This window comes from Paeniglutamicibacter psychrophenolicus, from assembly GCF_030812255.1.
Taxonomy (GTDB): domain Bacteria; phylum Actinomycetota; class Actinomycetes; order Actinomycetales; family Micrococcaceae; genus Paeniglutamicibacter; species Paeniglutamicibacter psychrophenolicus_A.
Map to the genome: position 1 here is coordinate 14,003 of NZ_JAUSSH010000010.1, position 22,164 is coordinate 36,166.

Here is a 22,164-nt window from a genome sequence, read left to right on the forward strand (position 1 = left end):
ACTGGGACGTTTGGGTCGAATGGTGGTGCCCCTTGGCGGGCAACGGGTTCTTGTTCCCGTTACCCGCCAAGGGGCGAAAAGCGCAGTCTAGCTGCTGTAGGCGGAGTTCTCGTGGACGTAGTCGTGGGTCAGGTCGTTGGTCCACAGGCTGGCCTCGGACGCGCCGGCGTTCAGGTCGATTTCCACCAGCACCTGGCGGCCGGTGAGGTCCACCAGGTTCCTGTCGTCGCCCACCCCGCCGTTGCGGCAGACCTGGACGCCGTTGATGGACACGTTCAGTTCGTCGGGCTCGAAGGCCGCCTGGGTGGTTCCCACCGCGGAGAGCACCCGTCCCCAGTTGGGGTCCTGGCCGAAGATCGCGGTCTTGAAGAGGTTGGAGCGGGCCACGGTGCGCGAGACCTCGACGGCCTCGTCCTCGGTGGCGGCGTTGAAGGTGCGGATGGTGATTTCGTGGGCGGCGCCCTCGGCGTCGGAGATCAGCGCCTGGGCCAGCTCCACGCAGGTTGCGGCAAGCCCGGCGGAGAACTCCGCGAGGTCCGGGACGGTGCCCGACGCGCCGGAAGACATCAGGATGACGGTGTCGTTGGTGGACATGCAGCCATCCGAATCGGCGCGGTCGAAGCTCACGCGGGTGGCCTGGCGCAGTGCGGCATCCAGCTGGGCCGCCTCCAGCACGGCGTCGGTGGTGATGACCACGAGCATGGTGGCCAGTCCGGGGGCGAGCATGCCCGCGCCCTTGGCCATGGCGCCGATCGAGTAGCCGGTGCCGGAGAACCCGGCCTGCTTGGACACGGTGTCGGTGGTCATGATGGCGGTGGCCGCGGCCTGGCCGCCGTCGAACTCGTTGCCGCTGCCCAGGGCGGCGGCCGCGGCGTCGACGCCGGGCAGGATCTTGTCCATCGGCAGCTGCTCGCCGATCAGCCCGGTGGAGCACACCAGCACGTCCCCGCTGGAAACGCCCAGCACCGTGGCGACGTGCTCGGCGGTGGCGTGGGTGTTGGCGAAGCCCTCGGGGCCGGTGCAGGCGTTGGCGCCGCCGGAGTTCAGCACGACGGCGTCCGCGCGTCCGTCGGTGATGACCTGGCGGGACCAGTGCACCGGCGCGGCGGCCACGCGGTTGGAGGTGAACACGGCCGCGGCGTCGAAGCGCGGGCCGTTGTTGCGCACCAATGCCAGGTCCGGGTTGCCGGAGGCCTTGAGCCCGGCGGTGATACCCGAGGCGTCGAAGCCTGCCGGGGTGGTGATTCCCATGGGTGCGGTGCTCACGGTGCTACTCCTTCATGTGCCAGGCCGGCTGTTTCGTTCAGGCCCAGGGCGATGTTCATGGATTGGACGGCGCCGCCGGCGGTCCCCTTGGTCAGGTTGTCGATGACGGCCGAGACGATGACGCGGCCGGCGTGCGGGTCGAACGCCAGCTGGATCTGGGCGTGGTTCGAGCCCATGACCGAGGAGGTCGCGGGCCACTGGCCCTCGGGCAGCACGTGCACGAAAGGCTCGTCGGCGTAGGCCGCGGTCCAGGCGGCGCGCAGCGTTGCCTCGTCCACGCCCGGCTTGACCTTGGCGGTGGCGGTGGTGAGGATGCCGCGGGGCATCGGGGCCAGGGTCGGGGTGAAGGAGACCGTCACCGGGACGCCCGCCGCGTTGGACAGGCCCTGTTCCATTTCCGGGGTGTGGCGGTGGGACCCGCCCACGCCGTAGGGGTTCATCGAGCCCATGACCTCGGAGCCGATGAGGTTGATCTTGGCGCTCTTGCCTGCGCCGGAGGTTCCGGAGGCGGAGACCACCACGACGTCGTCGGGCTCGAGCAGGTTCGCGGCGAAGCCCGGCACCAGGGCCAGCTGGACCGAGGTCGGGTAGCAGCCGGGAACCGCGATGCGCTTGGCACCGACAAGCAGCTCCCGCGCACCGGGCAGCTCGGGCAGGCCGTAGGGCCAGGTTCCGGCGTGTGCCGAACCGTAGAACTTTTCCCAGGCCTCGGGCGATTCGAGTCGGTGGTCCGCCCCTGCGTCGATGACCAGGGTCTCGGCCGGGAGCCGGGAGGCGATTTCGGCGCTGTGACCGTGCGGCAGGGCCAGGAATACGACGTCGTGTCCGCGCAGCTGCTCGACGGTGGTTTCCACCAGGATGCGGTCCGCCAGGGAATGCAGGTGCGGGGCGAGTTCGCCCAGTCGCTGTCCGGCGTTCGAGTGGGCGGTGATGGCCCCGATGGTCACGTCCGGGTGATTGGACAGCAAGCGCAAGACCTCGCCGCCGGCATACCCACTGGCTCCGGATACAGCTACTGAAATCGTCATGAACCAACCCTACTACGCATTTATGCACGATTACTAATAAATATTCACACGGGGGTGTCTCAACACGCAACATCCCCTCCACCAGGCCCGGAGGAATCGAGGTCAAACGCTATGGTTGTCACAAATCCAGAAGCAAACCAAGGAGTTGCGCACGTGAGTCCACATGCAATTATCGCCCGCGAGGCCGGCGGGCCCGAAGTTTTCGACTATGTTTCCTCGGAAACCCCCTCTCCGCGTGCCGGGCAAGTGCTGGTGAAGGTCGCCGCCATCGGGGTCAACTTCATCGAAACCTACCAGCGCTCCGGCGTCTACAAGGTCAGCTACCCCTTCACCCCGGGCGGCGAATATGCCGGCACCGTCGAGGCCATCGGGGACGGGGTCACCGGCTTTGCCGTTGGCGACCGGGTGGCCACCACGGAGGGCTCCAAGGCGTACGCAAACTACACGCTGCTGGACGCCGAGAAGGCATTGCCCGTTCCCGCGAACGTTGCGCTGGATGTCGCCGGCGCACTGCCGCTGCAGGGCATCACCGCCCACTACCTCGTCAACTCCAGCTACAACGTGCAGCCCGGCGACACCGTGCTGACCTACGCCGGGGCCGGCGGGGTGGGCCTGCTGCTGATCCAGCTGCTCAAGCTGCGCGGGGCCACCGTCATCACCACCACCTCGACCCCGGAAAAGGCGGAACTGGCGCGCGGCGCCGGCGCCGACCACGTCCTGGGCTACGACGAGGTCCCGGTGCGCGTCCGCGAAATCACCGGTGGCCGCGGCGTGGATGTCGTGTATGACGGCATCGGCAAGGACACCTTCGACGGATCCCTCGAATCCCTGAAGATCCGTGGCACCCTGGTGCTCTTCGGCGGCGCGTCGGGCCAGGTCCCGCCCTTTGACCTGCAACGCCTGAACGCGCACGGCTCGCTCACCGTGACCCGGCCCAAGATCGCCGATTTCCTGCTGGATGCCGAGGAACGACGCTGGCGTTCGGGCGAGATCTTCGGCTTGGTCGCCGACGGCAAGCTCGATGTCAGGATCGGCGCCCGCTTCCCGCTGGCCGAGGCAGGGGCCGCGCACGCGGCGCTCGAATCCCGCGCGACCACGGGCAAGGTCATCCTGCTTCCGTAGCCGCAAGCAGGTTGTTGGCGCACCTCGCGGGCTGCCGCTCCGGAACACTGTTTCCGAGGGGCGGCCCGCGCTGCGCCCGGCGAAGATTCCAGATTCCCTGTGGGGCAGGCGCGATCGAGGGCGCCGGGCCAGCTGCGTCGCACACCCCGTCCTCGCTGCCGCCGCTTGCGTCCGAAGCCTCCGGCCCGAGCGGGGCCCTGGCCAAGCCCGGTCGACGGCCAGGGGCGGGGCGGAGGGCAAACCGCCGCTTCGGCGGTGGCGCCGATCCTCCCGAAGCACCCGGCATCGGCTCGCCGGGGCGCCCTGCCGGCCCGGGGATCCGGCGGCGATGGCGGCTAACGCAAAGCGCGAAGATACCGCCGGCGAACGACTCCCTGCACGATGAGAAGCAAGGGGAACAGCGCCCGCCAGGGCTGCTGTGGTGCCGCGCAAGTGAGGGATCGCACGGTGAGGCGCACTTCGTCTCCGTGCCGGCTCAATACGAAGGCTTCCTCGCCACTGACCGGGTGCCCGGGCAGGGTGCGGTAGGAAAATCCGACCCGGTCCGGCTCAACCACGACGGCCACCACTTCCACCGGCTCGATGATGCGGACACCGAAAAGGCGCGCCGTGACCTCCACCCGGTCGCCCGGCTCGACGGGAGCGTCCGGGCTCACCGCGAAGCCGCTTGCGGTCTTGACCCCCCAGCGCAGCACCTCCGCGCTGGCCCGCTCCCAGACCGCATCCCCGGTTCCAATGACAGACAGGGCCTCCGAGCGGCGATACTTGCCGTCGCCGGGCGGCCAATGGTCAAGATCCGGATTCGTCATGCGCCATGCTCCCCGTGGTGTCTGCAGGCCATCCAGCTGATGCCCCAAGGACATCCTTGCCCATACGCCAACGCCGCGCGGATTCTGCGCCGCCCGCAGGCCGGCTCCCCGCGACCACGCGATGCCCGCCTCACCTGCACCAATCACCTGCCGCACACCCCCGAGCAGTGGTCGTGGGGAACCCCGAACATGCATTCAAGAAATAGGCATTAATTGATGTCTTTGCGTTAACCTCTTGACTGCAAAGACTGTGTGACGCAAGCTTCAATGCATGACCAACGCACCACGTGCCAAACCCGGAGGAGGAAACCCGGGTTCCCAATCAGCGCTGCGCAAGCTCAACGAGCAGCGCATCCTGGACACCCTGGCCTCGCACGGGACACTGACCCAGGCAGGCTTGGCGCGCGTCACCGGGTTGTCCACTGCAACGGTCTCCAACATCGTCAAGACCCTGGCCGCGGAGAACCGCGTGGAAACCACCTCGATCACCAGCTCTGGCCGGCGGGCGCTGGGTGTGAGCCTCCTGGACGTGGCGGACGTGGCCGCCGGCATCGACTTCGGGCGCAGCCACGTACGCGTGGTCCTTGCCCGCCCGGGATTCCGCCTGCTTGACGAGGCCTCAGCCGCGCTGCCGATAGGACACCGGGTCGAGGACAGCATCGCCATTGCCGCCCGGATGCTCACCGCGGCCTGCGAGCGCACCGGCACCAACCCCCGGCAGCTGCTGGGCGCCGGGATCGGGGTTCCCGGACCCATTGACCACCGGACCAACAGGGTCATCCACGGGGCGATCCTGCCCGATTGGGTGGGCATCGACATCGCCGAACAGCTGCGCAGCGCACTGGGGATCCCCGTCATCATTGACAACGACTCGAACCTCGGGGCGCTGGCCCAAGTAACCTGGGGCGAGCACCAGACCTGCGCCAACCTGTGCTTCCTGAAGATCGGCAGCGGGATCGGCTCTGGCCTGATCCTGAATGGGTCGCTGTACTACGGGCACCTGGGGATCACCGGGGAGATCGGGCATTCGACGATTTTCGACCAGGGCCTGATCTGTCGCTGCGGCAACCGGGGCTGCCTGGAAACCGTGGCCTCGACCTACACCATGACCGAAATGCTCGGCCACGCCGAGGGCCGGACAATCACGGTGGAGGACATCATCCAGCGCGCCCTGGCGGGAGACTCGGCAACGCTGCGGGTCATCGACGACGCCGGGGTCGCCGTGGGGCACGCGCTGGCGAACGTCGCCAACCTGATCAACCCCGAGGCCATCGTCATCGGCGGACCGCTGGCGCCGCTGGGCGAACTGCTTCTGGATCCCATCCGCCGCGGCCTGAACCGCCACGCAATTCCGGTGGTCGGCGAAAACACGTCCCTGCACATGTCCATGCTCGGCGACCGCGCCGAGGCACTCGGCGCGGTCGCGCTGGTGCTTCGCCAGGGCGCGGCCGGGCATTCCCCGGACCCACGGAAGGCAACAAGTCGATGAAGATTGCGTTCAGTAGTTGACGGCAAGGTGTGATGCGGGTAACCATTAGGTGACACTGAGACACTTTTAGACAATTTCTCACATTTTCAAACAACTCTTGGAGGCAGACATGCGCCGTAGTCTTACATTGATTGCAGCGGCCGCGACATTGGGACTCACCCTCGCTGGGTGTGGCGGCTCCGGACAGGCCCCCGCCGAATCGGCGGCACCGGCCAGTGAGGCCACCGGCGAGGTAGGCGTGTTCACGTGGTGGGCAGACGGCTCGGAGAAGGCCGGGCTTGACGCCCTGGTTGACGTCTTCAAGGCCGACTACCCCAACCTGACCTTCGACAACCTCGCGGTTGCCGGCGGCGCCGGCTCCCAGGCCAAGAGCGTGCTTGCCGCGCAGCTCAAGGCCGGAACCCCGCCGGACTCCTTCCAGGCACACGCCGGTGCCGAACTGCAGGACTACATCGACGCCGACCAGCTCGAGGACCTCACCGCCTTCTACACCGAGAACAAGCTCACCGACCAGTTCCCCAAGGACCTGATCGACCGGCTCACCGTTGACGGCAAGATCTATTCGGTCCCCTCCAACATCCACCGCTCCAACGTGGTGTGGGCCAACGTCGAGGTGCTGGAGAAGGCAGGGGTCGACCCGAACAAGCCGGCAGACAGCCTCGAGGGCTGGTTCGCCGACATGGACAAGATCAAGGCCAGCGGCAAGACCCCGCTGGCGGTTGCCGGCACCTGGACCCAGACCCAGCTGTTCGAAAACGTGCTGCTCTCCTCCCTGGGCGTCGACGGCTACAACGGGCTCTGGGACGGGCAGACCGACTGGAAGGGCGCGGAGGTCACCAAGGCCATCGAGGCATACAAGAAGACGCTGAGCTACACCAACTCCGACCGCGACTCCCTCAGCGACTGGGCCCCGGCCACGCAGCTGGTCGAGGACGGGGCGGCTGCCTACAACCTGATGGGCGACTGGGCCGAGGCCAAGTTCGCACAGGACGGCAAGAAGGCCGGCACCGACTACTCCTACTTCCCGATGCCGGGAACCGCAGGGGTCTTCAACTTCCTCGCCGACTCCTTCACCCTGCCGGTGGGCGCGCCCAACCCGGCCGGCGCCAAGGCCTGGCTGAGCACCATCGGCTCCGCCGAGGGCCAGACGGCCTTCAACAAGGTCAAGGGATCGATCCCGGCGAACACCACCGCCAAGACCGATGACTTCTCCGAGTACCAGAAGAGCGCCATCAAGGACTTCTCCCAGGACAAGATCGTTTCCTCCCTGGCCCACGGCGCAGCGGTTCCGGTGGCCTGGCTCAACGAGCTGAGCACCGCGGTCAGCAAGTTCGGCGGCGACGGCAACGTCGCGGCCCTCCAGGACTCGGCGGCAGCCACTGCCGAGAAGTTCGCCAAGTAACAACACCACCATGGACGTGGGGGCGGTCGCAGCCGATCCGGCAGCAACCGCCCCCGCCTTCATGCGGCGCCCATTTCCCCAGGGAGGAACCTATGCTTAGGCGCGTAAAACATTGGGGACCGGGACTCTTGCTCCTGGCTCCCACCATCATCCTGGTTGGCGTGTTCGTCTACTGGCTGATCATTGAAAACTTCCGGGTCAGTCTCACCAACCAGCACACGGCCAGGCCCAGCGACAAGTACGTCGGCTTCGAGAACTACACCAACCTGCTGGCCGACCCCAACTTCCAGCACTCGCTGTGGAACCTGCTGATCCTCACCATCGTCTTCCTGGGCGGAACGTTGATCTTCGGCTTCCTCTGGGCCTGGATGCTGGACAAGCCCGCCAAGGGCGAGGGCTTCTTCCGCGCCGTCTACCTCTTCCCGATGTCGGTCTCCTTCATCGCCTCCGGCGTGGTCTGGCGCTGGCTGCTCTCCTCCCTGCAGACCGACCAGCCCGGCGGCGAGCGCACCACCGGCCTGAACCGGCTGCTGGATTCGGTGGGCCTGGGCTTCATGCAGAACGACTGGTGGTCCAACCCGACCTGGGGCATCGCCGCCATCGCCGTCCCGGCCATCTGGCAGCTCTCCGGCTACGTCATGGCCCTGTTCCTGGCCGGTTTCCGCGGCATCCCCGAGGAACTGCGCGAGGCCGCCCGCATCGACGGCTGCAGCGAATGGAAGCTCTACCGCCACGTGATCTTCCCGCAGCTGAACCCCGTGATGCTCTCGGCGGTGATCATCATCGGCCACATGTCGCTGAAGCTCTTCGACCTGATCCGCGCGATCGTCCCCGATGCCAACACCTACGACGTCCAGGTCCCGGCGACCATGATGTGGGTCAAGTACATCGGCAGCGACTACGCCGACGCCGCGGCGATCGGCATGATCCTGCTGGTGCTCGTCGCCCTCGTGGTGGTCCCTTATCTCATGTATACCTCGCGAGCGGAGAAGCGCTAATGGCCACCTCGATCCTTGACCGCGCCGCGGCCCCGGCCGCCAACACCGCCCTGGGCGCCCCGAACCCGGGCCGCCGCCGGATCAACCGCACCCTGAAGTACGCGCTGCTGATGCTCTTCGTGGTGATCGTGCTGATCCCCGCCTACGTCCTGCTGATCACCAGCTTCAAGGGCAGCGCAGACGCCGACCCCTCGCGGGCCTGGTTCCTGCCCACCACCTGGGAAACCGGTGGCTGGTCCAAGGCCTGGAGCACGCTGGCCCCGGCGCTGGGACGCACCTTTGCCCTGGTGGTCCCCGCAGCCATCATCTCCGCCACCCTGGGCTCGATCAACGGCTATGTGCTGTCCAAGTGGCGCTTCCCCGGCGCCAACGTGGTGTTCACGCTGATCCTCTTTGGCATGTTCATCCCCTACCAGGCGGTCATGATCCCGCTGACCCAGCTGATGAGCAACCTCGGGGTGCCCCAGGGCGTTCCCTCGCTGATGCTGCTGCACATCGTCTACGGGCTGCCGATCTGCACGCTGATCTTCCGCAACTACTACGAGTCGGTGCCCTCCGAACTCATCGAGGCCGCCCGCATGGACGGCGCCGGGATCCTGCGCACCTACGCCTCGGTGATCTTCCCGGTCTCAGCCCCAGGCTTCGTGGTCGTGCTGATCTGGCAGTTCACCTCGGCCTGGAACGACTACCTGTTCGCCGCGTTCTTCTCCTCCGGACGCAACGGGCCGGTGACCATTGCGCTGAGCTTCCTGGCCGGTGGCCAGCTCACCGACTACGGGGCCTCCATGGCCGGTGCGCTGATCGCCTCGGTGCCGACGCTGCTCGTCTACATCCTGCTGGGCAAGTACTTTGTCGGCGGGTTGATGAGCGGTTCGGTCAAGGGCTGAGAGCCGCCGCCATTCGACACCCCCACGTGGGGCGTTCGCCGTTCGGCGAGCGCCCCACGTTTTTTGTGCCCGGCGCGATCCCCAGGGTGCCGCGGCTGCCCGGCAACCAGCGGGTTTCCGCACTCCCCCGGCCAGACCTTCCCCGGCGGCCTTGGCCACCGCTTCCTTCAGCGCCCACCGCCGGACCGGCAAGCGCTGCCGTGCCGGTGCGGGCAGCCACCAAAGCCAGGTGCACTCCCCGCGGTGCGTAGGCGTGGTCCTCGAGCAGCTTCCCGTGGCCCGGGCCAAACGCGGCATCGGCCCCATCGGCCAGGTCCACGCCCAGGTAGCCGCCGGCAGCAGCCAGCCCGAGGTGCGGGCATGGGACACCGCAAAGGATTTCCCGTGCTCCCGGCAACAGCAATTGCGTGGTCCCCTGTGCGGCGGACGCGCCCTGCGGACAGAACCGGGTCAGCTCATGGCCTTCGGTCAGGACCTTGCGGAGCGGCTGACCGGTGCGGTCCGGCATTTCGGCCGTCAGCGGGCCATCGCGTGGCAAGCCGAGCCCGGGCCAAACATGAAGTCGGCGAGTGGTTCACGGACAGGCCCTTGCCACTCCTGGACTTCCCTGGAGTCGCGGCCGCTCCGATAGTGGTTTTTTTCTGACGAAACCAAAGTTCCTGGCCGGCTTCCCTGAAGTGATTATCCTGTTTTTGGACTGGGTGTTGGGCTCGCCCCGTTGATCTTGGCTAGTCCTCGGGCAGCAGCTCAAACTCCGCCCGCGCCGATTCCACGCCGTTGACCTGCAAGCTGAGCGCGTGCATGCCCGGGTGGTAGCGCCTGGTGGTGATCGCCCGGAAGGAATGTTCGCGTCCGACCTCGATTCTTTCGTCCGGCTCGAGGGTGCGGGTGGCAAGTTTGAAGGTCTTGCCGGTCTGCCCGCCGTTGGCCTTGCGGTGGTAGACCGTGTAGTCGATCGCCACGCGGGCGGGCTCGTCGCCCCGGTTGTGCAGCACCGCGCTGAAGTCGATGCTGTGCCCGAACCCGATCCTTGTGCTGCCGAGCACCGGACCCGCGACATCGATGGACACCGGCCCGAAGCCAAGCAGTTCCAGGGCCTGCACATCCCCCTTCTTGACCAGTGTCCGCAGGGCATGGCGGACCAGGCGTGCAGTGTTCGCATCCGGCTCGGCCAGCCAACGCCGCGCGGTGCCAACCACCAGGTCCGGGGCATCCCGGCTGAGGTCGTTGAGGTGGTTTGCCACGGAGCGGCGCACATACTCCGCGTCGTCGCGATAGAGCGCATCGAGCACGGGGATGGTTGCTCCCGTCCGTGCCGTGATCTCCGGGACCCGCGTTGACCAAGGCAGATAGGGGCGGGTCCCCTCCGAGGCGAGACGGCGCACATCCACGTCGTCCGAGGCTGTCCAGCCCAGGACGAGCTCGAGCGCACGGTCCAGGTCATGGCGCAACAGGGTGCGGATGGCGAATTCGGCGGTGAGCCGGCCGGTGAGCTCTGCCAGCAATGCCATCGCGTCGTCAAAGGCCTCGGTCGTGCCCTCCGCGACGGCCTTGGAGGCGATGGCCGAGGTAACCGGCCAGATCAGCCAGCCGTGGAAGGCCGAGTCTTCGCCCGCCGCGCGCATCGTGCCAGCCAGGGCGGCGTAGTCCCCCGGCAGGTCGCTGAGCAGGGCGTCGCGCAGCGTATCGGCCCGCTCACGCAAACCCAGTGTTGCGATCAGGGGCACGGCGAGGTGCAGCGCGGGCAGGCCCGCGTCCGGAACCACGGTGCCCAGCGACCGGATGAGGTCATGGGCCGTCGCCTCGTTGATCAATTGGTCAGCAAATGGCATGCGTTGGCCTTCCGTCGTGTTGTTCGGTGGTCTCCCGCGACCCGGGACGAAGACCGATGTCGCTGATCCGTCGGCCGATGCCGGCGTCGTCCCTTGCAAGGTCGGTGGATCCCGGCAGCGGAGGATACCGGGCGAATCCGGGCAACTGGGTCATGGCATACCTCATGGTGGAATCCGGAGCGCCCTGTACCTATCCATCATGGATCATCCTGGCTCGCCGTCAAAAGGGTGCCGGCAGCTCCGGGCTTTGGACGTAGCGGCAGATCGAGGGTCGCATCTCCCGTTGTTTCGGCACGTTCGCGGATGAAAAAGACTACGGAAAACCTGGCCCTGGCGACGAGCCAGCCGCCGCACCCTCCCTTGTCCAGTGCCAGCGGCGCCAAGGCAATGTCCTTTTGGCTTCCCCTACCACTACCTCGTTGGTTCGTTGGGCGAGGTGCTCGACATTCCGTGAGGAAAGCAGTCTCCAGCTCTCCACGCCCGCCACGCTGAGGGTGTATACCTCGTTGCGGCGGTTCACAGCGGCCGCATTCACGTGTACCTTCCGCCGGTCCAGGAGAAGGGAGACAACCCGGGCCATTGCAGCCGGGGGGCAAAATGATGCTTGCCGGACCGGGTACCAGGACGGGCACTGACACACCGATCGACAGTGCCGCCGGCCCGAGGAGCATTCTTGCGACCACAACTATTCCGGTAATCCGCTGGTACGTTTCCAGTTTCCTTGCTGATTCGATCATGCGTGAAAATGATGTTGACGCCCACCGTTGGTCAAGCACCTTCGCACACCGGGTCCCCGCCCAAGGCGACCTTCCCCTCTTGGACGCACGTCGCGCGAGCCGGGTGGCGGCCATGCATTGCTGGACCCCGCAGCAGCGGGTGCCGGTGAACACGACATGGCGAGGCGAGCTCGTGGATGGATGTTTACCCAAGGTGCATTCCACACCCTGTCCGGGAGCTCGCGGCGACAACGGGCTTTGTATGATGTTCCCATGACTGCTCCCCGGATCTACGTCAGTTTTCCCGGCACTGCGCGCGAGGCCCTCGGTTTCTATGCGGATGTCTTCGGCGGAAATCTCTCCTTTTACACGTACAAGGAGTTTGGCCGCACCGACGGTCCCCCGGATGCCATTGCCCATGGACAGCTCGAAGGAATCGTTGCCGTGGCCGGATCGGATACGCCCAAGGGAGGCAAAAGCGTCAGGCTCGAAGGCATCATGCTTTCGCTGCTGGGAACCGCAGCCCCGGCCACCCTCCACGAGTGGTTCGAGAAGCTCGCCGTGAACGGCACCGTGGTGGATCCGCTTTACCCCAAGCCTTGGGGCGCATCCGATGGCCAGGTCCTGGACCGCCATGGCCTGCACTGGCTCATAGGCTACGAACCGGAGTCCTAAGGCCCCCTGCCGCCGCCCTCGCACGAGCGGATCCGGACACCGACACCCGGCTGCTCGAGAACGTAGCGCCGGGTGCTTCATGTCCGGTCCGGGGAACCGCAACCGTGGCATGTGCCACCCCGAATGGTGCACACTTGTCCCAGACGGCGGGTCCGCGAGGGGCACCAGGCAGGAGATCCGGGACATGGACAGAGACACGTTGCGCGGCAGACAGCGGCCGCTCAAGCAGCTTTACCGTGAGCAGCCCGGAGCCGGAACCATCAAGCTGAGCGCGAGTGGCGTAGTGGGCGGCGAGGGCATCTCCTGCTCCGTGCAGACCGGACGGGCGCTGGTGGCCGCCGGACTGCATCCGGCCACCGGCGGCGACGGAACCATGGCGTGCTCGGGCGACCTGCTGCTGCAGGCCCTGGTGGCCTGCGCCGGGGTCACCCTGGCCGCCGTCGCCACCAACCACGGGCTTGCGGTGGCCGGGACCATCCGGGCCGAGGGGGAGCTGGACGTGCGCGGCACCCTGGGCGTGGACCCGGAGGCTCCGGTTGGATTCCGGTCCATCAGGTTGGCCTTCGAGCTGGACACGGATGCGGACCCGCAGGCGGTTGAAGGGCTGATCGCCACCACGGAAAAGTACTGCGTGGTGCTCCAGACCCTGCGCTCCGCGCTGCATGTCGAGACCGTTCTCGAGCGCTCGGCGGCCGGTTCCTAGTCCCGGTCCCCCGCTGCCGGGCCGAGTATCCGGTGGGCCAGGTCCTGGTGCGCCAGCCGGCGCATCGCGGCCAGGATCGGTTCGTAGACCGCGGTGCCGAGCACCGAGTACTCCACGGCCCGGGAGGTGTCGTCACCGGGCAACTGGGCCAGGTCGATCTCGGCGATCGCCATCACGTGCCGGGCATAGCCGTGCAGGCGTTCGGTTCCCATGGGCATCCCCACGGCCTCTGCTGCGGCGAGCCCGCGCTCCAGCTGGGCCACCGCCGCGTAGCCGGGGTCGTAGAGCTGGCCGATCTCCGCCAGCGCGGCCCGGGCCCGTGGATAGTCGGCGCCGGGGTCCGCTTCCACGGCCGGGGGAAGCACCTCGATCGCGCGGCCCAGCGTGCGGAAGCGGTCAGGCGCCGGCTCGTCGATGAGCCCCAGGATGGTGCGCACCGACGCCAGCGGCAGGCCCACGACCTCGGTGAGCGCGCGGATCAGCGCCAGCCGGCGCACGTGCTGCTCGCCGTAAATTGCCGTGGTCGCCCCGGTCGACTCCCCCGGAGCCAGCAGCCCTGCGCGCAGGTAGTACTTTACCGTCGCCAGCGGCACCCCCGAGCGCTGGAGAAGCTCGGACATCTTCATGTGAAACCCCTTGCATTGGATAGTTCAGGTACCTACCTTGGATAGTACAACTATCCAATCGGGTTCGAAAGGAACCACTCCCATGGAACCCAGCACGCTGGTCCTTGCCGGAATCCTGCTTCTGGCCCTCGTCACCGTCGAATCGGGCGGCGCATTCCTCGTCCGCGTCGCCGCTGGCGGGGTACCCGCCAACGACCTGCAGAGATCCTGGTACCGCGCCGGGCACGCCCACGCCGCGGTCCTGCTGGTACTGTCGCTGGCGATCCTCGTCTCCGCGGACCAGCTCGATGTGCCGGGCTGGGTCGGCTGGATCGCCCGCTCGGGTGTCCCGGTCGCCGCGATCCTGATGCCCGCCGGGTTCTTCCTCTCCGTGCTCGGGAAAAACCCGGAAAAGCCCAACCGGCTGTCGCTTCTGATCGGGCTCGGCGCCGCGTCGCTGACCGCGGGCCTGATGGCCGCCGGGATCGGGGCGATCACCACCGGGGCCGGTTCCGCCTGAGGAAACGCGGAAGGTCGGCCGCACCCTCAAACCTGCAACGCGTGCGGCAGGTTCGTGGCCAGGTCGATCCACCAGGCTCGATGACTTGTCCACAGTCCTGCGGACGGTAGGCCCGCTGGCCCACGGATCTGTCCATGCTGGGATTCCCCCACCGAATACCCAAGGACGGCCATGACCACGACCAGCAAGCAATTGCGCCGCAAGCACCGCAAGTCCCCGAAGCCACGGCGACAGGGCCCCCACCCGTCGCGCGCCTCGGGATTGGAACGGCTCTACGCCCTGGAACCTGCCTACATTGTTTGGAGATCCCGCGCCGTGCTGCCCGACCAGGCCCACGACGACTGGGCGGGATTACTTGTCCTGCTGGAGGCCTACGCCAAAATCGGGCCGTTCAATGCTCCCGACGCATTCAACCCGAAATCCTTCGCATTGATGCTGAACGGCATCCGCCGCGTTTCCGGCGAAGCGGCCCACCAAACCCTGAATCGCTTGGATGGCTACCTGCACTTCCTGAATGACACCGGCCGGTGGCATCGCGGAAGCGAGGTCTTCGACCTGCTGCATATGCTGGTCCTGGTGCGTGTTCCCGGCCCCACCCATCGACGCACACCCCGTGAATGTCCGCTCGACATCCCTGAGAGACACGGCCAAGGCATAGCGCTCGTGCAGTGGGCCGCCTATCTCCTGGACGAGATGCTCGAGGGGAGGTTCATCCCGGACGTCACCGAATCGCTTGCTTTTCCGGTCGCGGACCCTGCCGGCCCCATTCTGTTGGCGCCGGGTCTATACCCGCTGCCGCTTTCGATATTCATGGACCTTTTCACTGCCATGGACGAAGCAGATCTCTTCGAAACCGATGAAGGCGAAAGCGTCTGGGACGAGGAGGAATGCGTCGAGGAGGCCGTGGAGAACGACGGTGAGCCGTATCCCACCCATGCGGGGATGGCCCTGCTGCAGGACGATCATCCTCGAAACCACGATGCCATCCGCAGCCTGCTGACGGGCTACTTGCAAATCCTGGCCTTGGCGCATGCCACACCCGCGTCCGGCCTGGCAGGGCTGCGGCGGGCCGAAAGGTTTATCTCCGTCCTCGGCGACGCGGCCGCCGAACCATCGACCGCCAAGGCCCACGGGGAAACCAGCTTGCTGAGTCTTGGCGAGGACATCCGGGACCGGCCGGCGGACCGATTCGGGGAAATCTCCGCCTCCATCCTCGCGTGCTTGGAAGCCGGAGTCTTGGAATACGTCGACGGCATTCTCGTCGCCCAGACCGTTGTGCGTGAGGCCATCAAGGACCTGCGCGATGAATATGCGGGGTGACCTGCATTGGCCCGCGCCCCGGACACCTCCAGGACCTGAAACAACTAGGGATCCCGGATCCTGTCACGAGTTCCCTGGCATCCTCGGGCTGCTTCGCCCTTCGCTGCCGCACTCATCGCGGGTCGCTATCCGAATCATGACCGGGGAACTCAATTTCACGCAACGGCTTCGAAGCGGAGCCTGAGTCCAAGGGCCTTGACCACCTTGACGAAGGTGGCGAAGCTCGGGTTACCGTCGGCCGAAAGCGCCTTGTACAGACCCTCGCGGCTCATCCCGACGCGGCGTGCGAGTTCGCTGACGTTTCCGGAACGCGCAATTGTGCCCAGCGCCTGGGCGACCATGGCGGGGTCGTCGCTCTCTTCCAATACTGCTTCAAGATAAGCAGCAGCGTCCTCTAGATCCTTGAGGTAGTCCGCACCATCATAGGGGCTAAAGACTTCGGTTGCTTTGCTCATTGTTCTTCCATTCATCGGCGATTCTGCATGCGTCGTTGATATCGCTACTCTGGCTCGATTTGCTGCCCCTCAGAGCAACAGGATCAATCGATCTCCATCATGAAGGAAATACACCCGGTATCCCGGGCCAACATCAATCCGCAATTCCGAGATCCCCCGCCCGACAGGTTTCACGTCACCCGGATTTCCCGCGGCCAGGCGATCGATCCTCGCCGTGACGCGCGCGGCGGCTCGACGATCCCTCAAACCAGATCGCCAGCGGTCGAAGGTCTCACTCTTGAGAATCTCGATCACATGTCAACTGCAGTTCACAATTCAATGGTGGGCAACGCCAGCTCCACTGCGGAATTTCGGTTCCTGGCAGGTAGGTATTTTTGTTCGGCGGCTGCCGGAGACAGTCCTGTCGGGTTCCCTGCCGGCACTGCGGTCCTTCTCCGGAGAAACCAGCAGGAACATTCTGGATCAATCCGGAAACTGGAACTTAACAGGTCAGGGGGCCGGCAACCCCACCGCAAAAGCGGTGAAGGATGCCGACCCCCTACCGGATCAGATATTGCCTGTCTTAGCGCTGCACGGCACCGAAGCGCTCGGCCGCCAGGACCACCGCTGCGGCACGCGCCTCGGAGGCCTCGTCCGCGGTCAGCGTGCGGTCGTTGGCGCGGAAGCGCAGGCCGAAGGCCAACGACTTCTTGCCCTCCTCGATTCCGGTGCCGGAGTACACGTCAAACAGCGCAATGTCCTCGAGCAGTTCGCCGGCCCCCTCGCGCAGGGTCTCCAGCACGTCCGAGGCCACCACGGCCGAATCAACGACCAGCGCGACATCCTGGGTGGAGATCGGGAAGGTGGAGATGTGCTTGGCCACGATCACGTCGGCGGCGGCCTCGAACAGCTCGTCCGCGTTGATTTCCATGGCCACGGTGCGCTCGGGCAAATCCAGCTCGGCCAGCAGCTTCGGGTGCAGCTCGCCGGCGTAGCCGACGTGCGTTCCGTTGCGCAGCGCCAGGGCCGCGGTGCGGCCCGGGTGGAACGCCTGGTGCGCGCCCTGCGACACGACGACCTCCACGCCCAGCACGTCGCCGACCAGCCTGGCCACGTCCAGGGCGTCGGCCCAGTCGTAGGCACGCGGCACGTGTGCTGCGGCCACGGGCGAATCGTGCCCGGTCAGCACGGCGGCAAGGTGCGTCGGCTGGTGCGGCAGCCCGTTGTACAGGGCATCCAGCTCCTCATCCGAGGGCCTGGCCCCCAGCGGAGGAATGGTGGCGGTGCCCAGGGTCTCGCCCGGCAGGAACACCTGGCCGGCCTCGTAGAGGGCCAGGTCGCGGAAACCTCGGCCGTGGTTGCGCCGGGCAATGCCCAGCAGCCCCGGCAGGATCGAGGTGCGCATGAAGCCGAATTCGCTGGACATCGGGTTGTTCAGCTTCACCGCCGGAACCTCGCCGGCCTCGGCTGCGCCGAAGGTGTTGTTCTGCGCCTTGGTGACGAACGGGTAGGACAACACCTCGGTCAGCCCGGCGTCGGCCAGGGACTGCACCACGCGGCGGCGCTGGGACTGCACGCGGGAGTAGCCGCGGCCCGGAGGGGCCGTGGGCAGCGTCGCCGGGATCAGGTCGTAGCCGACCAGGCGGGCGATTTCCTCGACCAGGTCCTGCTTGGTGGCCAGGTCCGGGCGCCAGGTCGGCGCGGTGACGCGGTATCCGCCCTGGACGGTCTCAATCTGCGCCCCGATCTCGCCCAGGGACCAGGTGACCTGGTCCTCGGTGTAGTCGATGCCGATCAGTGCCGAGGCGAACCCGGCCGGCAGCTCGATCACGACGGGTTCCGGTGCGGTTCCCTCGTCGGTGACCAGCGTGGTGGCGGTGCCGCCGGCCAGCTGGACCAGCAGGTCCACTGCGCGCTGGGCCGCCACGTCGGCGATCTTCCAGTCCACTCCGCGTTCGAAGCGCTTCGAGGCCTCGGAGGGCAGCTTGTGGCGGCGACGCGAACGGGCAATGGTGATCGGCTCGAAGTGCGCGGCCTCGATCAGCACCGTGTTGGTCGCGGCGGAGACCTCGGTGGAGGCCCCGCCCATGACCCCGGCAATGCCGATGGCGCCGGACTCGTCGGTGATCAACAGGTCCTCGACGTGCAGCTTGCGTTCCTTGGTGTCCAGCGTCACCAGGGTCTCCCCTGCATTGGCGCGGCGCACCGTGATGGCCCCGGTCAGCTTGTCCGCATCGTAGAAGTGCAGCGGCTGGCCGAGCTCGAGCATCACGTAGTTGGAGATGTCCACGACCAGGGAGATCGAGCGCATGCCGGCCAGGCTCAGCCGGCTGGCCATCCACGGCGGGGTCGGCAGTGCCGGGTTCACGTTGGTGACGGTTCGGGTGACAAACCTGTCGCAGCCGTCCTTGCCGTAGATGCCCGCGGCGTCCTTGAGCTTGACTGGGTGCCCGGGGCCGGTGGCCGCATCCACGGTGACCAGCGAGGCCGGATCCGTGAAGGGCGTGTTGGTGGCGTGCGCGAATTCGCGGGCCACGCCGCGGATCGAGAACGCGTAGGAGCGGTCCGGGGTGACGTTGATTTCGGCGGCCTGGTCGTAGAGGCCCAGCAGCTCCATCGCGTCGGTGCCGATCTCCGGGTCAAGGCCCAGGGCCGAGAGCACGATGATGCCGTCGTGGTCGTCCCCGATGCCCAGCTCGCGGGAGGAGGCGATCATGCCGGCCGAAAGGTGGCCGTAGGTGTTCCGGGCGCTGATGGCGAAGTTTCCGGGCAGCACGGCGCCGGGAAGGGTGACCACGACCTTGTCGCCCTCCACGAAGTTGTGCGCGCCGCAGATGATTCCCTGCACGCCCGAGGGATCGATGCCCTCATTGGTCAGGGTCTGTTCGGCACCTTCGGGGACGACGCGGACCTGGCACCAGTTGATGGTCTTGCCGTTGGTCTGCTCCTCCTTGACGATGGAGAGCACCTGGCCGACCACGATCGGGCCGGAGAGCTCGTCGGTGGGACGGTGCACGTCCTCTTCCTCGAGGCCCACCTTGACCAGTTCGGCCATGACGTCTTCGGCCGAGGCATCGGCCGGTACCTGCGCGTATTCGCGCAGCCATGAAAGGGGAATACGCATGTCCTAGATCTCCATCCCGAAGTGCTCGCTGAAGCGGATATCGCCCTCGATCATGTCGTGCATGTCGGGGACCTCGTTGCGGAACATCAGGGTCCGCTCCACGCCCATGCCGAAGGCGAACCCGGAGTATTCCTCCGGGTCGATGCCGGCGGCACGCAGCACATTGGGGTTGACCATGCCGCAGCCGCCCCACTCGATCCATTGTGCCCCGCCCTTGGCACCCGGGTGCCAGATGTCCAGCTCGGCGCTGGGCTCGGTGAACGGGAAAAAGTTCGGGCGCAGGCGGATGGAGGCGTCCTCGCCGAACATCTGCCGGGCAAAGTGCTCCAGGGTTCCGCGCAGGTCGGCCATGGTCAGGTTCTTGTCGATGGCCAGGCCCTCGAACTGGTGGAAGACCGGGGTGTGCGTGGCGTCAAGCTCGTCGGTGCGGTATACCCGTCCCGGGCACAGCACGTAGATCGGCACCTCGCGCTCGAGCATCGAGCGGACCTGCACCGGCGAGGTGTGGGTGCGCAGCAAAAGGTGCGAATCGACGGGGTCGATGAAGAAGGTGTCCTGCATTTCGCGGGCCGGGTGGTCCGGGGCGAAGTTCAGGGCGTCGAAGTTGAACCACTCGGACTCGACCTCGGGGCCCTCGGCGATTTCCCAGCCCATGCCCACGAAGATGTCCGAGACGCGGTCCTGCAGCGTGGACAGCGGGTGGCGTGCCCCGGCGCGGCGGCGGCGCGGTGCCGCGGTGACGTCAACGGTTTCCTCCACCAGGATGCGGGCGGCGTCCTCGGCCTCAAGCACCACGGTGCGCTCGGCCAGGGCCTTGTTGACCCGCCCGCGGGAGGCACCCATGAGCTTGCCGGCGGCGGCCTTCTCGGACTTGTCGAGGCGGCCGATTTCGCGGTTGGCCAGCGACAGCGGGGCCTTTTCCCCGGTGTGGGCCAGGCGTGCGGCCTTGAGCTCGTCCAGGTTGACTGCCGCGGCGAAGGCGGCCAGCGCCGCCTGCACCACAAGATTGATGCCGGCCTCGTCGGTGGGGTGCGGGACGTCCGGGCTGTGGGCGTCCGTGACGTCCTTTTCCGGATTCGTGGGTTCAGACATGGGGTTCTACGGCCCTTTTCACTGTTGATTGTGTATCTGGTTCTCCCCCCTATTCTAGGTGCTTGACCGCACCACCCTTGAATCACCGCGCGCACCGTCTTTCGGCTTCCCACGTGTGGACACCCACCAGCGCTTAGGCAATAGTTGAACCCATGTCGCGAGTTCTTCGAACCTTTGCCCTGCCTGCCGCCGCCCTGTTGATGATCGGCTCGCTGGGCGCCTGCTCCGCCCCTCCGCCGCCGAACGCCGCCGCCGAGTCGCTGGCCGCCTCCCTGCAGTCCCTGGACCTGGGATCCGTCCCCCTGGCCGGGACCGACGCGGCCACGGCCACCGCGGAGCTGGCCGAGGCCCTGAAGCCGCTGGGATCCATCGAGCACAAGGTCACCCTCGAATCGGTCACCGAGGACGAGGGATCCGCCGACCCGAAGACCGCCACCGCCACCTACAACAACGTGTGGGACGTCGATTCCTCCGACACCGACTGGACCTACCAGAGCACCGCCACCCTCGAATTCGACACGGACACCAAGACCTGGCTGGTGCGCTACGACCCGTCCATCGCGGTGCCCGGCCTCGAGGCCGGCCAATACGTGGCCAGGGCTTCCACCCCGGCGGCGCGCGGGGAGATCCTGGGCAACAAGGACCAGACCCTGGTCACCGACCGCCCGGTGCTGCGCATCGGGATCAACAAGGAGTCCATCGACGAGGCGCAGTGGGAGGGCTCGGCAAAAAAGCTCGCGAAGCTGCTGGAACTCGACGCCGACCCCTACGCACAGCGCGTGGCCGCCGCCGGTCCGCGGGCCTTTGTCGTGGCCATCACGCTGCGCGACGATGCGGACCGCACCGTCACCGATGCACAGCTCGAGGCCATCCCGGGGGTCCTGGCGCAACCCGATTCGCTGCCGCTGGCACCCAGCAGGAACTTTGCCCGGTCCATCCTGGGCTCGGTGGGCGAAGCCACGGCGGAAATCGTGGCCGATTCCAAGGGCGCCATCGGCGCCGGTGAACAGGTCGGGCTCTCCGGATTGCAAAAGGCCTACCAGGACACGCTGGCCGGAACCAAGGGCTACAGCATCAACATCTACGACAAGGACAAGCGCGAGGTCTCCACCCTGGTGTCCCGCGAGGCGGTGTACGGCAAGGACCTGAAAACCACGCTCGATCGCGGCATGCAGGAATCCGCCGAGTCGCTGCTGGCCGATTCGGCCTCCGACAGCGCCCTGGTCGCCGTGCGGCCCTCCGACGGGGCCATCCTGGCCGCGGCCTCCGGTCCCGCGTCCAACGCCCAGAACACCGCGCTGCTGGGCAAGTACGCCCCCGGTTCCACGTTCAAGGTCATCACCGCGCTGGCCATGCTGCGCTCCGGCGACACCCCCAAAACCACCGTCCAGTGCCCCGCCACCATGACCGTGGACGGCAAGGCGTTCAAGAACTACGATGGCTACCCCTCCAGCGCCCTGGGCAGCATCCCGCTGTCCGAGGCCCTGGCGCAATCCTGCAACACCGTCTTCCTTGAAGGCGCCTCGAAGGTCAAGGCCCCGGCGCTGGCCGACGCCGCGGCCTCCCTGGGGCTGAACCTGAGCCCCTCGACCGGGGCCGCGTCCTTCCTGGGCTCGGTGCCGGACGATTCGACCGGGACGGAGCTGGCGGCCAACGGCATTGGCCAGGGCATCGTCGAGGCCTCGGCGCTGGGCATGGCAACCGTTGCCGCCTCGGTGCAGAACGCCGCCACCGTCTTCCCCCTCCTGGTGACCGGCCCCGAGCCCGAGGCCGCGCCCAAGCCCAAGAACCCGCTGACGTCGGCCGAGGCCAAGGAGCTGGCCGGCATGATGGCCCAGGTCGTGGACCACGGAACCCTGAAGGACCTCAAGCTCGGATCCAAGACCATCGGCAAGAGCGGCACCGCCGAATACGATGCCGAGCGCAACGCCCACGCCTGGGCCATCGCCGCCCGGGGCGACCTGGCGGTCGCGGTCTTCGTGGGCGACGGCAGCGGAGGCGCGCAAACGGCCGGCCCGATCCTTGCCGATTTCCTTTCAGCGAGCCAATAGGCCGGCCTCCCGGCCGCGCCCCGAAAGGCCATTAAGTCTCGAGGGACCAACAGTTGCGGAGTCTCTTCCGCAAGTGTTGGTCCCTCGGGTG

19 protein-coding genes are annotated in these 22,164 nt (G+C 67.0%); 10 read left to right on the top strand and 9 right to left on the bottom strand.

From position 1 onward, the window contains the following. Window positions 1-87: 87 nt before the first annotated feature. Together argJ and argC are read right to left on the bottom strand one after the other, a co-directional pair. Complete coding sequence (argJ, locus tag J2T21_RS13735) at window positions 88-1,251, bottom strand: bifunctional glutamate N-acetyltransferase/amino-acid acetyltransferase ArgJ (protein WP_307582133.1); 1,164 nt, start codon at window positions 1,249-1,251, stop codon at window positions 88-90. A gap of 11 nt (window positions 1,252-1,262) precedes the next feature. Beyond that, on the bottom strand, window positions 1,263-2,294 hold the full coding sequence (gene argC / locus J2T21_RS13740) for an N-acetyl-gamma-glutamyl-phosphate reductase (RefSeq protein ID WP_307581940.1): 1,032 nt from the start codon (window positions 2,292-2,294) through the stop codon (window positions 1,263-1,265). 111 nt (window positions 2,295-2,405) lie between these two features. Between argC and J2T21_RS13745 the strand changes: the two genes are divergently transcribed. Further along, a complete protein-coding gene (locus tag J2T21_RS13745; protein ID WP_307581942.1) occupies window positions 2,406-3,416 on the top strand; it encodes a quinone oxidoreductase family protein in 1,011 nt (336 codons plus the stop codon). Window positions 3,417-3,751: 335 nt separating this feature from the next. On the opposite strand, the gene J2T21_RS13750 is transcribed toward J2T21_RS13745, so the two are convergent. Further along, window positions 3,752-4,225: a DUF1990 family protein gene (locus J2T21_RS13750; protein WP_307581944.1), complete on the bottom strand. Its 474-nt coding sequence runs from the start codon at window positions 4,223-4,225 to the stop codon at window positions 3,752-3,754. Between the two features lie 271 nt (window positions 4,226-4,496). On the opposite strand from J2T21_RS13750, the gene J2T21_RS13755 reads away from it, so the two are divergent. The 4 genes from J2T21_RS13755 (at window position 4,497) to J2T21_RS13770 (ending at window position 9,001) form a co-directional block, all read left to right on the top strand. Further along, on the top strand, window positions 4,497-5,714 hold the full coding sequence (locus J2T21_RS13755; RefSeq protein WP_307581945.1) for an ROK family transcriptional regulator: 1,218 nt from the start codon (window positions 4,497-4,499) through the stop codon (window positions 5,712-5,714). Between the two features lie 109 nt (window positions 5,715-5,823). Further along, window positions 5,824-7,116 (top strand): ABC transporter substrate-binding protein, encoded by a 1,293-nt coding sequence (locus J2T21_RS13760; RefSeq protein WP_307581946.1) that lies wholly within the window; start codon window positions 5,824-5,826, stop codon window positions 7,114-7,116. A 92-nt stretch (window positions 7,117-7,208) separates the two neighbouring features. Further along, complete coding sequence (locus J2T21_RS13765) at window positions 7,209-8,114, top strand: carbohydrate ABC transporter permease (protein ID WP_307581947.1); 906 nt, start codon at window positions 7,209-7,211, stop codon at window positions 8,112-8,114. Continuing rightward, a complete protein-coding gene (locus J2T21_RS13770; protein ID WP_307581949.1) occupies window positions 8,114-9,001 on the top strand; it encodes a carbohydrate ABC transporter permease in 888 nt (295 codons plus the stop codon). The genes J2T21_RS13765 and J2T21_RS13770 overlap by 1 nt, the downstream gene beginning before the upstream one ends. A 728-nt stretch (window positions 9,002-9,729) precedes the next feature. Here J2T21_RS13770 and J2T21_RS13775 read toward each other — a convergent pair. Beyond that, a complete protein-coding gene (locus tag J2T21_RS13775; protein WP_307581951.1) occupies window positions 9,730-10,833 on the bottom strand; it encodes a DNA alkylation repair protein in 1,104 nt (367 codons plus the stop codon). A 989-nt stretch (window positions 10,834-11,822) separates the two neighbouring features. On the opposite strand from J2T21_RS13775, the gene J2T21_RS13780 reads away from it, so the two are divergent. Beyond that, window positions 11,823-12,224, top strand: a complete 402-nt coding sequence (locus J2T21_RS13780; RefSeq protein ID WP_307581954.1) for a VOC family protein — start codon at window positions 11,823-11,825, stop codon at window positions 12,222-12,224. A gap of 184 nt (window positions 12,225-12,408) precedes the next feature. After that, window positions 12,409-12,927, top strand: coding sequence for an OsmC family protein (locus tag J2T21_RS13785; protein WP_307581956.1), 519 nt, complete (start codon window positions 12,409-12,411; stop codon window positions 12,925-12,927). Here J2T21_RS13785 and J2T21_RS13790 read toward each other — a convergent pair. After that, on the bottom strand, window positions 12,924-13,553 hold the full coding sequence (locus tag J2T21_RS13790) for a MerR family transcriptional regulator (RefSeq protein ID WP_307581958.1): 630 nt from the start codon (window positions 13,551-13,553) through the stop codon (window positions 12,924-12,926). The two genes, J2T21_RS13785 and J2T21_RS13790, sit on opposite strands and share 4 nt — an antisense overlap. 82 nt (window positions 13,554-13,635) lie before the next feature. Here J2T21_RS13790 and J2T21_RS13795 point away from each other — a divergent pair, with 82 nt between their 5' ends. Together J2T21_RS13795 and J2T21_RS13800 are read left to right on the top strand one after the other, a co-directional pair. Continuing rightward, window positions 13,636-14,052, top strand: a complete 417-nt coding sequence (locus J2T21_RS13795; protein WP_307581959.1) for a hypothetical protein — start codon at window positions 13,636-13,638, stop codon at window positions 14,050-14,052. A 171-nt stretch (window positions 14,053-14,223) separates the two neighbouring features. Then, window positions 14,224-15,372: a hypothetical protein gene (locus J2T21_RS13800; RefSeq protein ID WP_307581960.1), complete on the top strand. Its 1,149-nt coding sequence runs from the start codon at window positions 14,224-14,226 to the stop codon at window positions 15,370-15,372. Window positions 15,373-15,527: 155 nt separating this feature from the next. Here J2T21_RS13800 and J2T21_RS13805 read toward each other — a convergent pair whose 3' ends face one another. The 4 genes from J2T21_RS13805 to pheS form a co-directional block, all read right to left on the bottom strand. Beyond that, complete coding sequence (locus J2T21_RS13805) at window positions 15,528-15,827, bottom strand: addiction module antidote protein (RefSeq protein WP_307581962.1); 300 nt, start codon at window positions 15,825-15,827, stop codon at window positions 15,528-15,530. A gap of 69 nt (window positions 15,828-15,896) precedes the next feature. Then, a complete protein-coding gene (locus tag J2T21_RS13810) occupies window positions 15,897-16,121 on the bottom strand; it encodes a type II toxin-antitoxin system RelE/ParE family toxin (RefSeq protein ID WP_307581963.1) in 225 nt (74 codons plus the stop codon). Between the two features lie 268 nt (window positions 16,122-16,389). After that, entirely contained in the window at window positions 16,390-18,930 is a 2,541-nt protein-coding gene (pheT, locus tag J2T21_RS13815; RefSeq protein WP_307581965.1) for a phenylalanine--tRNA ligase subunit beta, read from the bottom strand. Between the two features lie 3 nt (window positions 18,931-18,933). Further along, window positions 18,934-20,022, bottom strand: a complete 1,089-nt coding sequence (pheS, locus tag J2T21_RS13820; RefSeq protein ID WP_307581967.1) for a phenylalanine--tRNA ligase subunit alpha — start codon at window positions 20,020-20,022, stop codon at window positions 18,934-18,936. 152 nt (window positions 20,023-20,174) lie between these two features. On the opposite strand from pheS, the gene J2T21_RS13825 reads away from it, so the two are divergent. After that, entirely contained in the window at window positions 20,175-22,073 is a 1,899-nt protein-coding gene (locus J2T21_RS13825; protein WP_307581969.1) for a penicillin-binding transpeptidase domain-containing protein, read from the top strand. The last annotated feature ends 91 nt before the right edge of the window (window positions 22,074-22,164 follow it).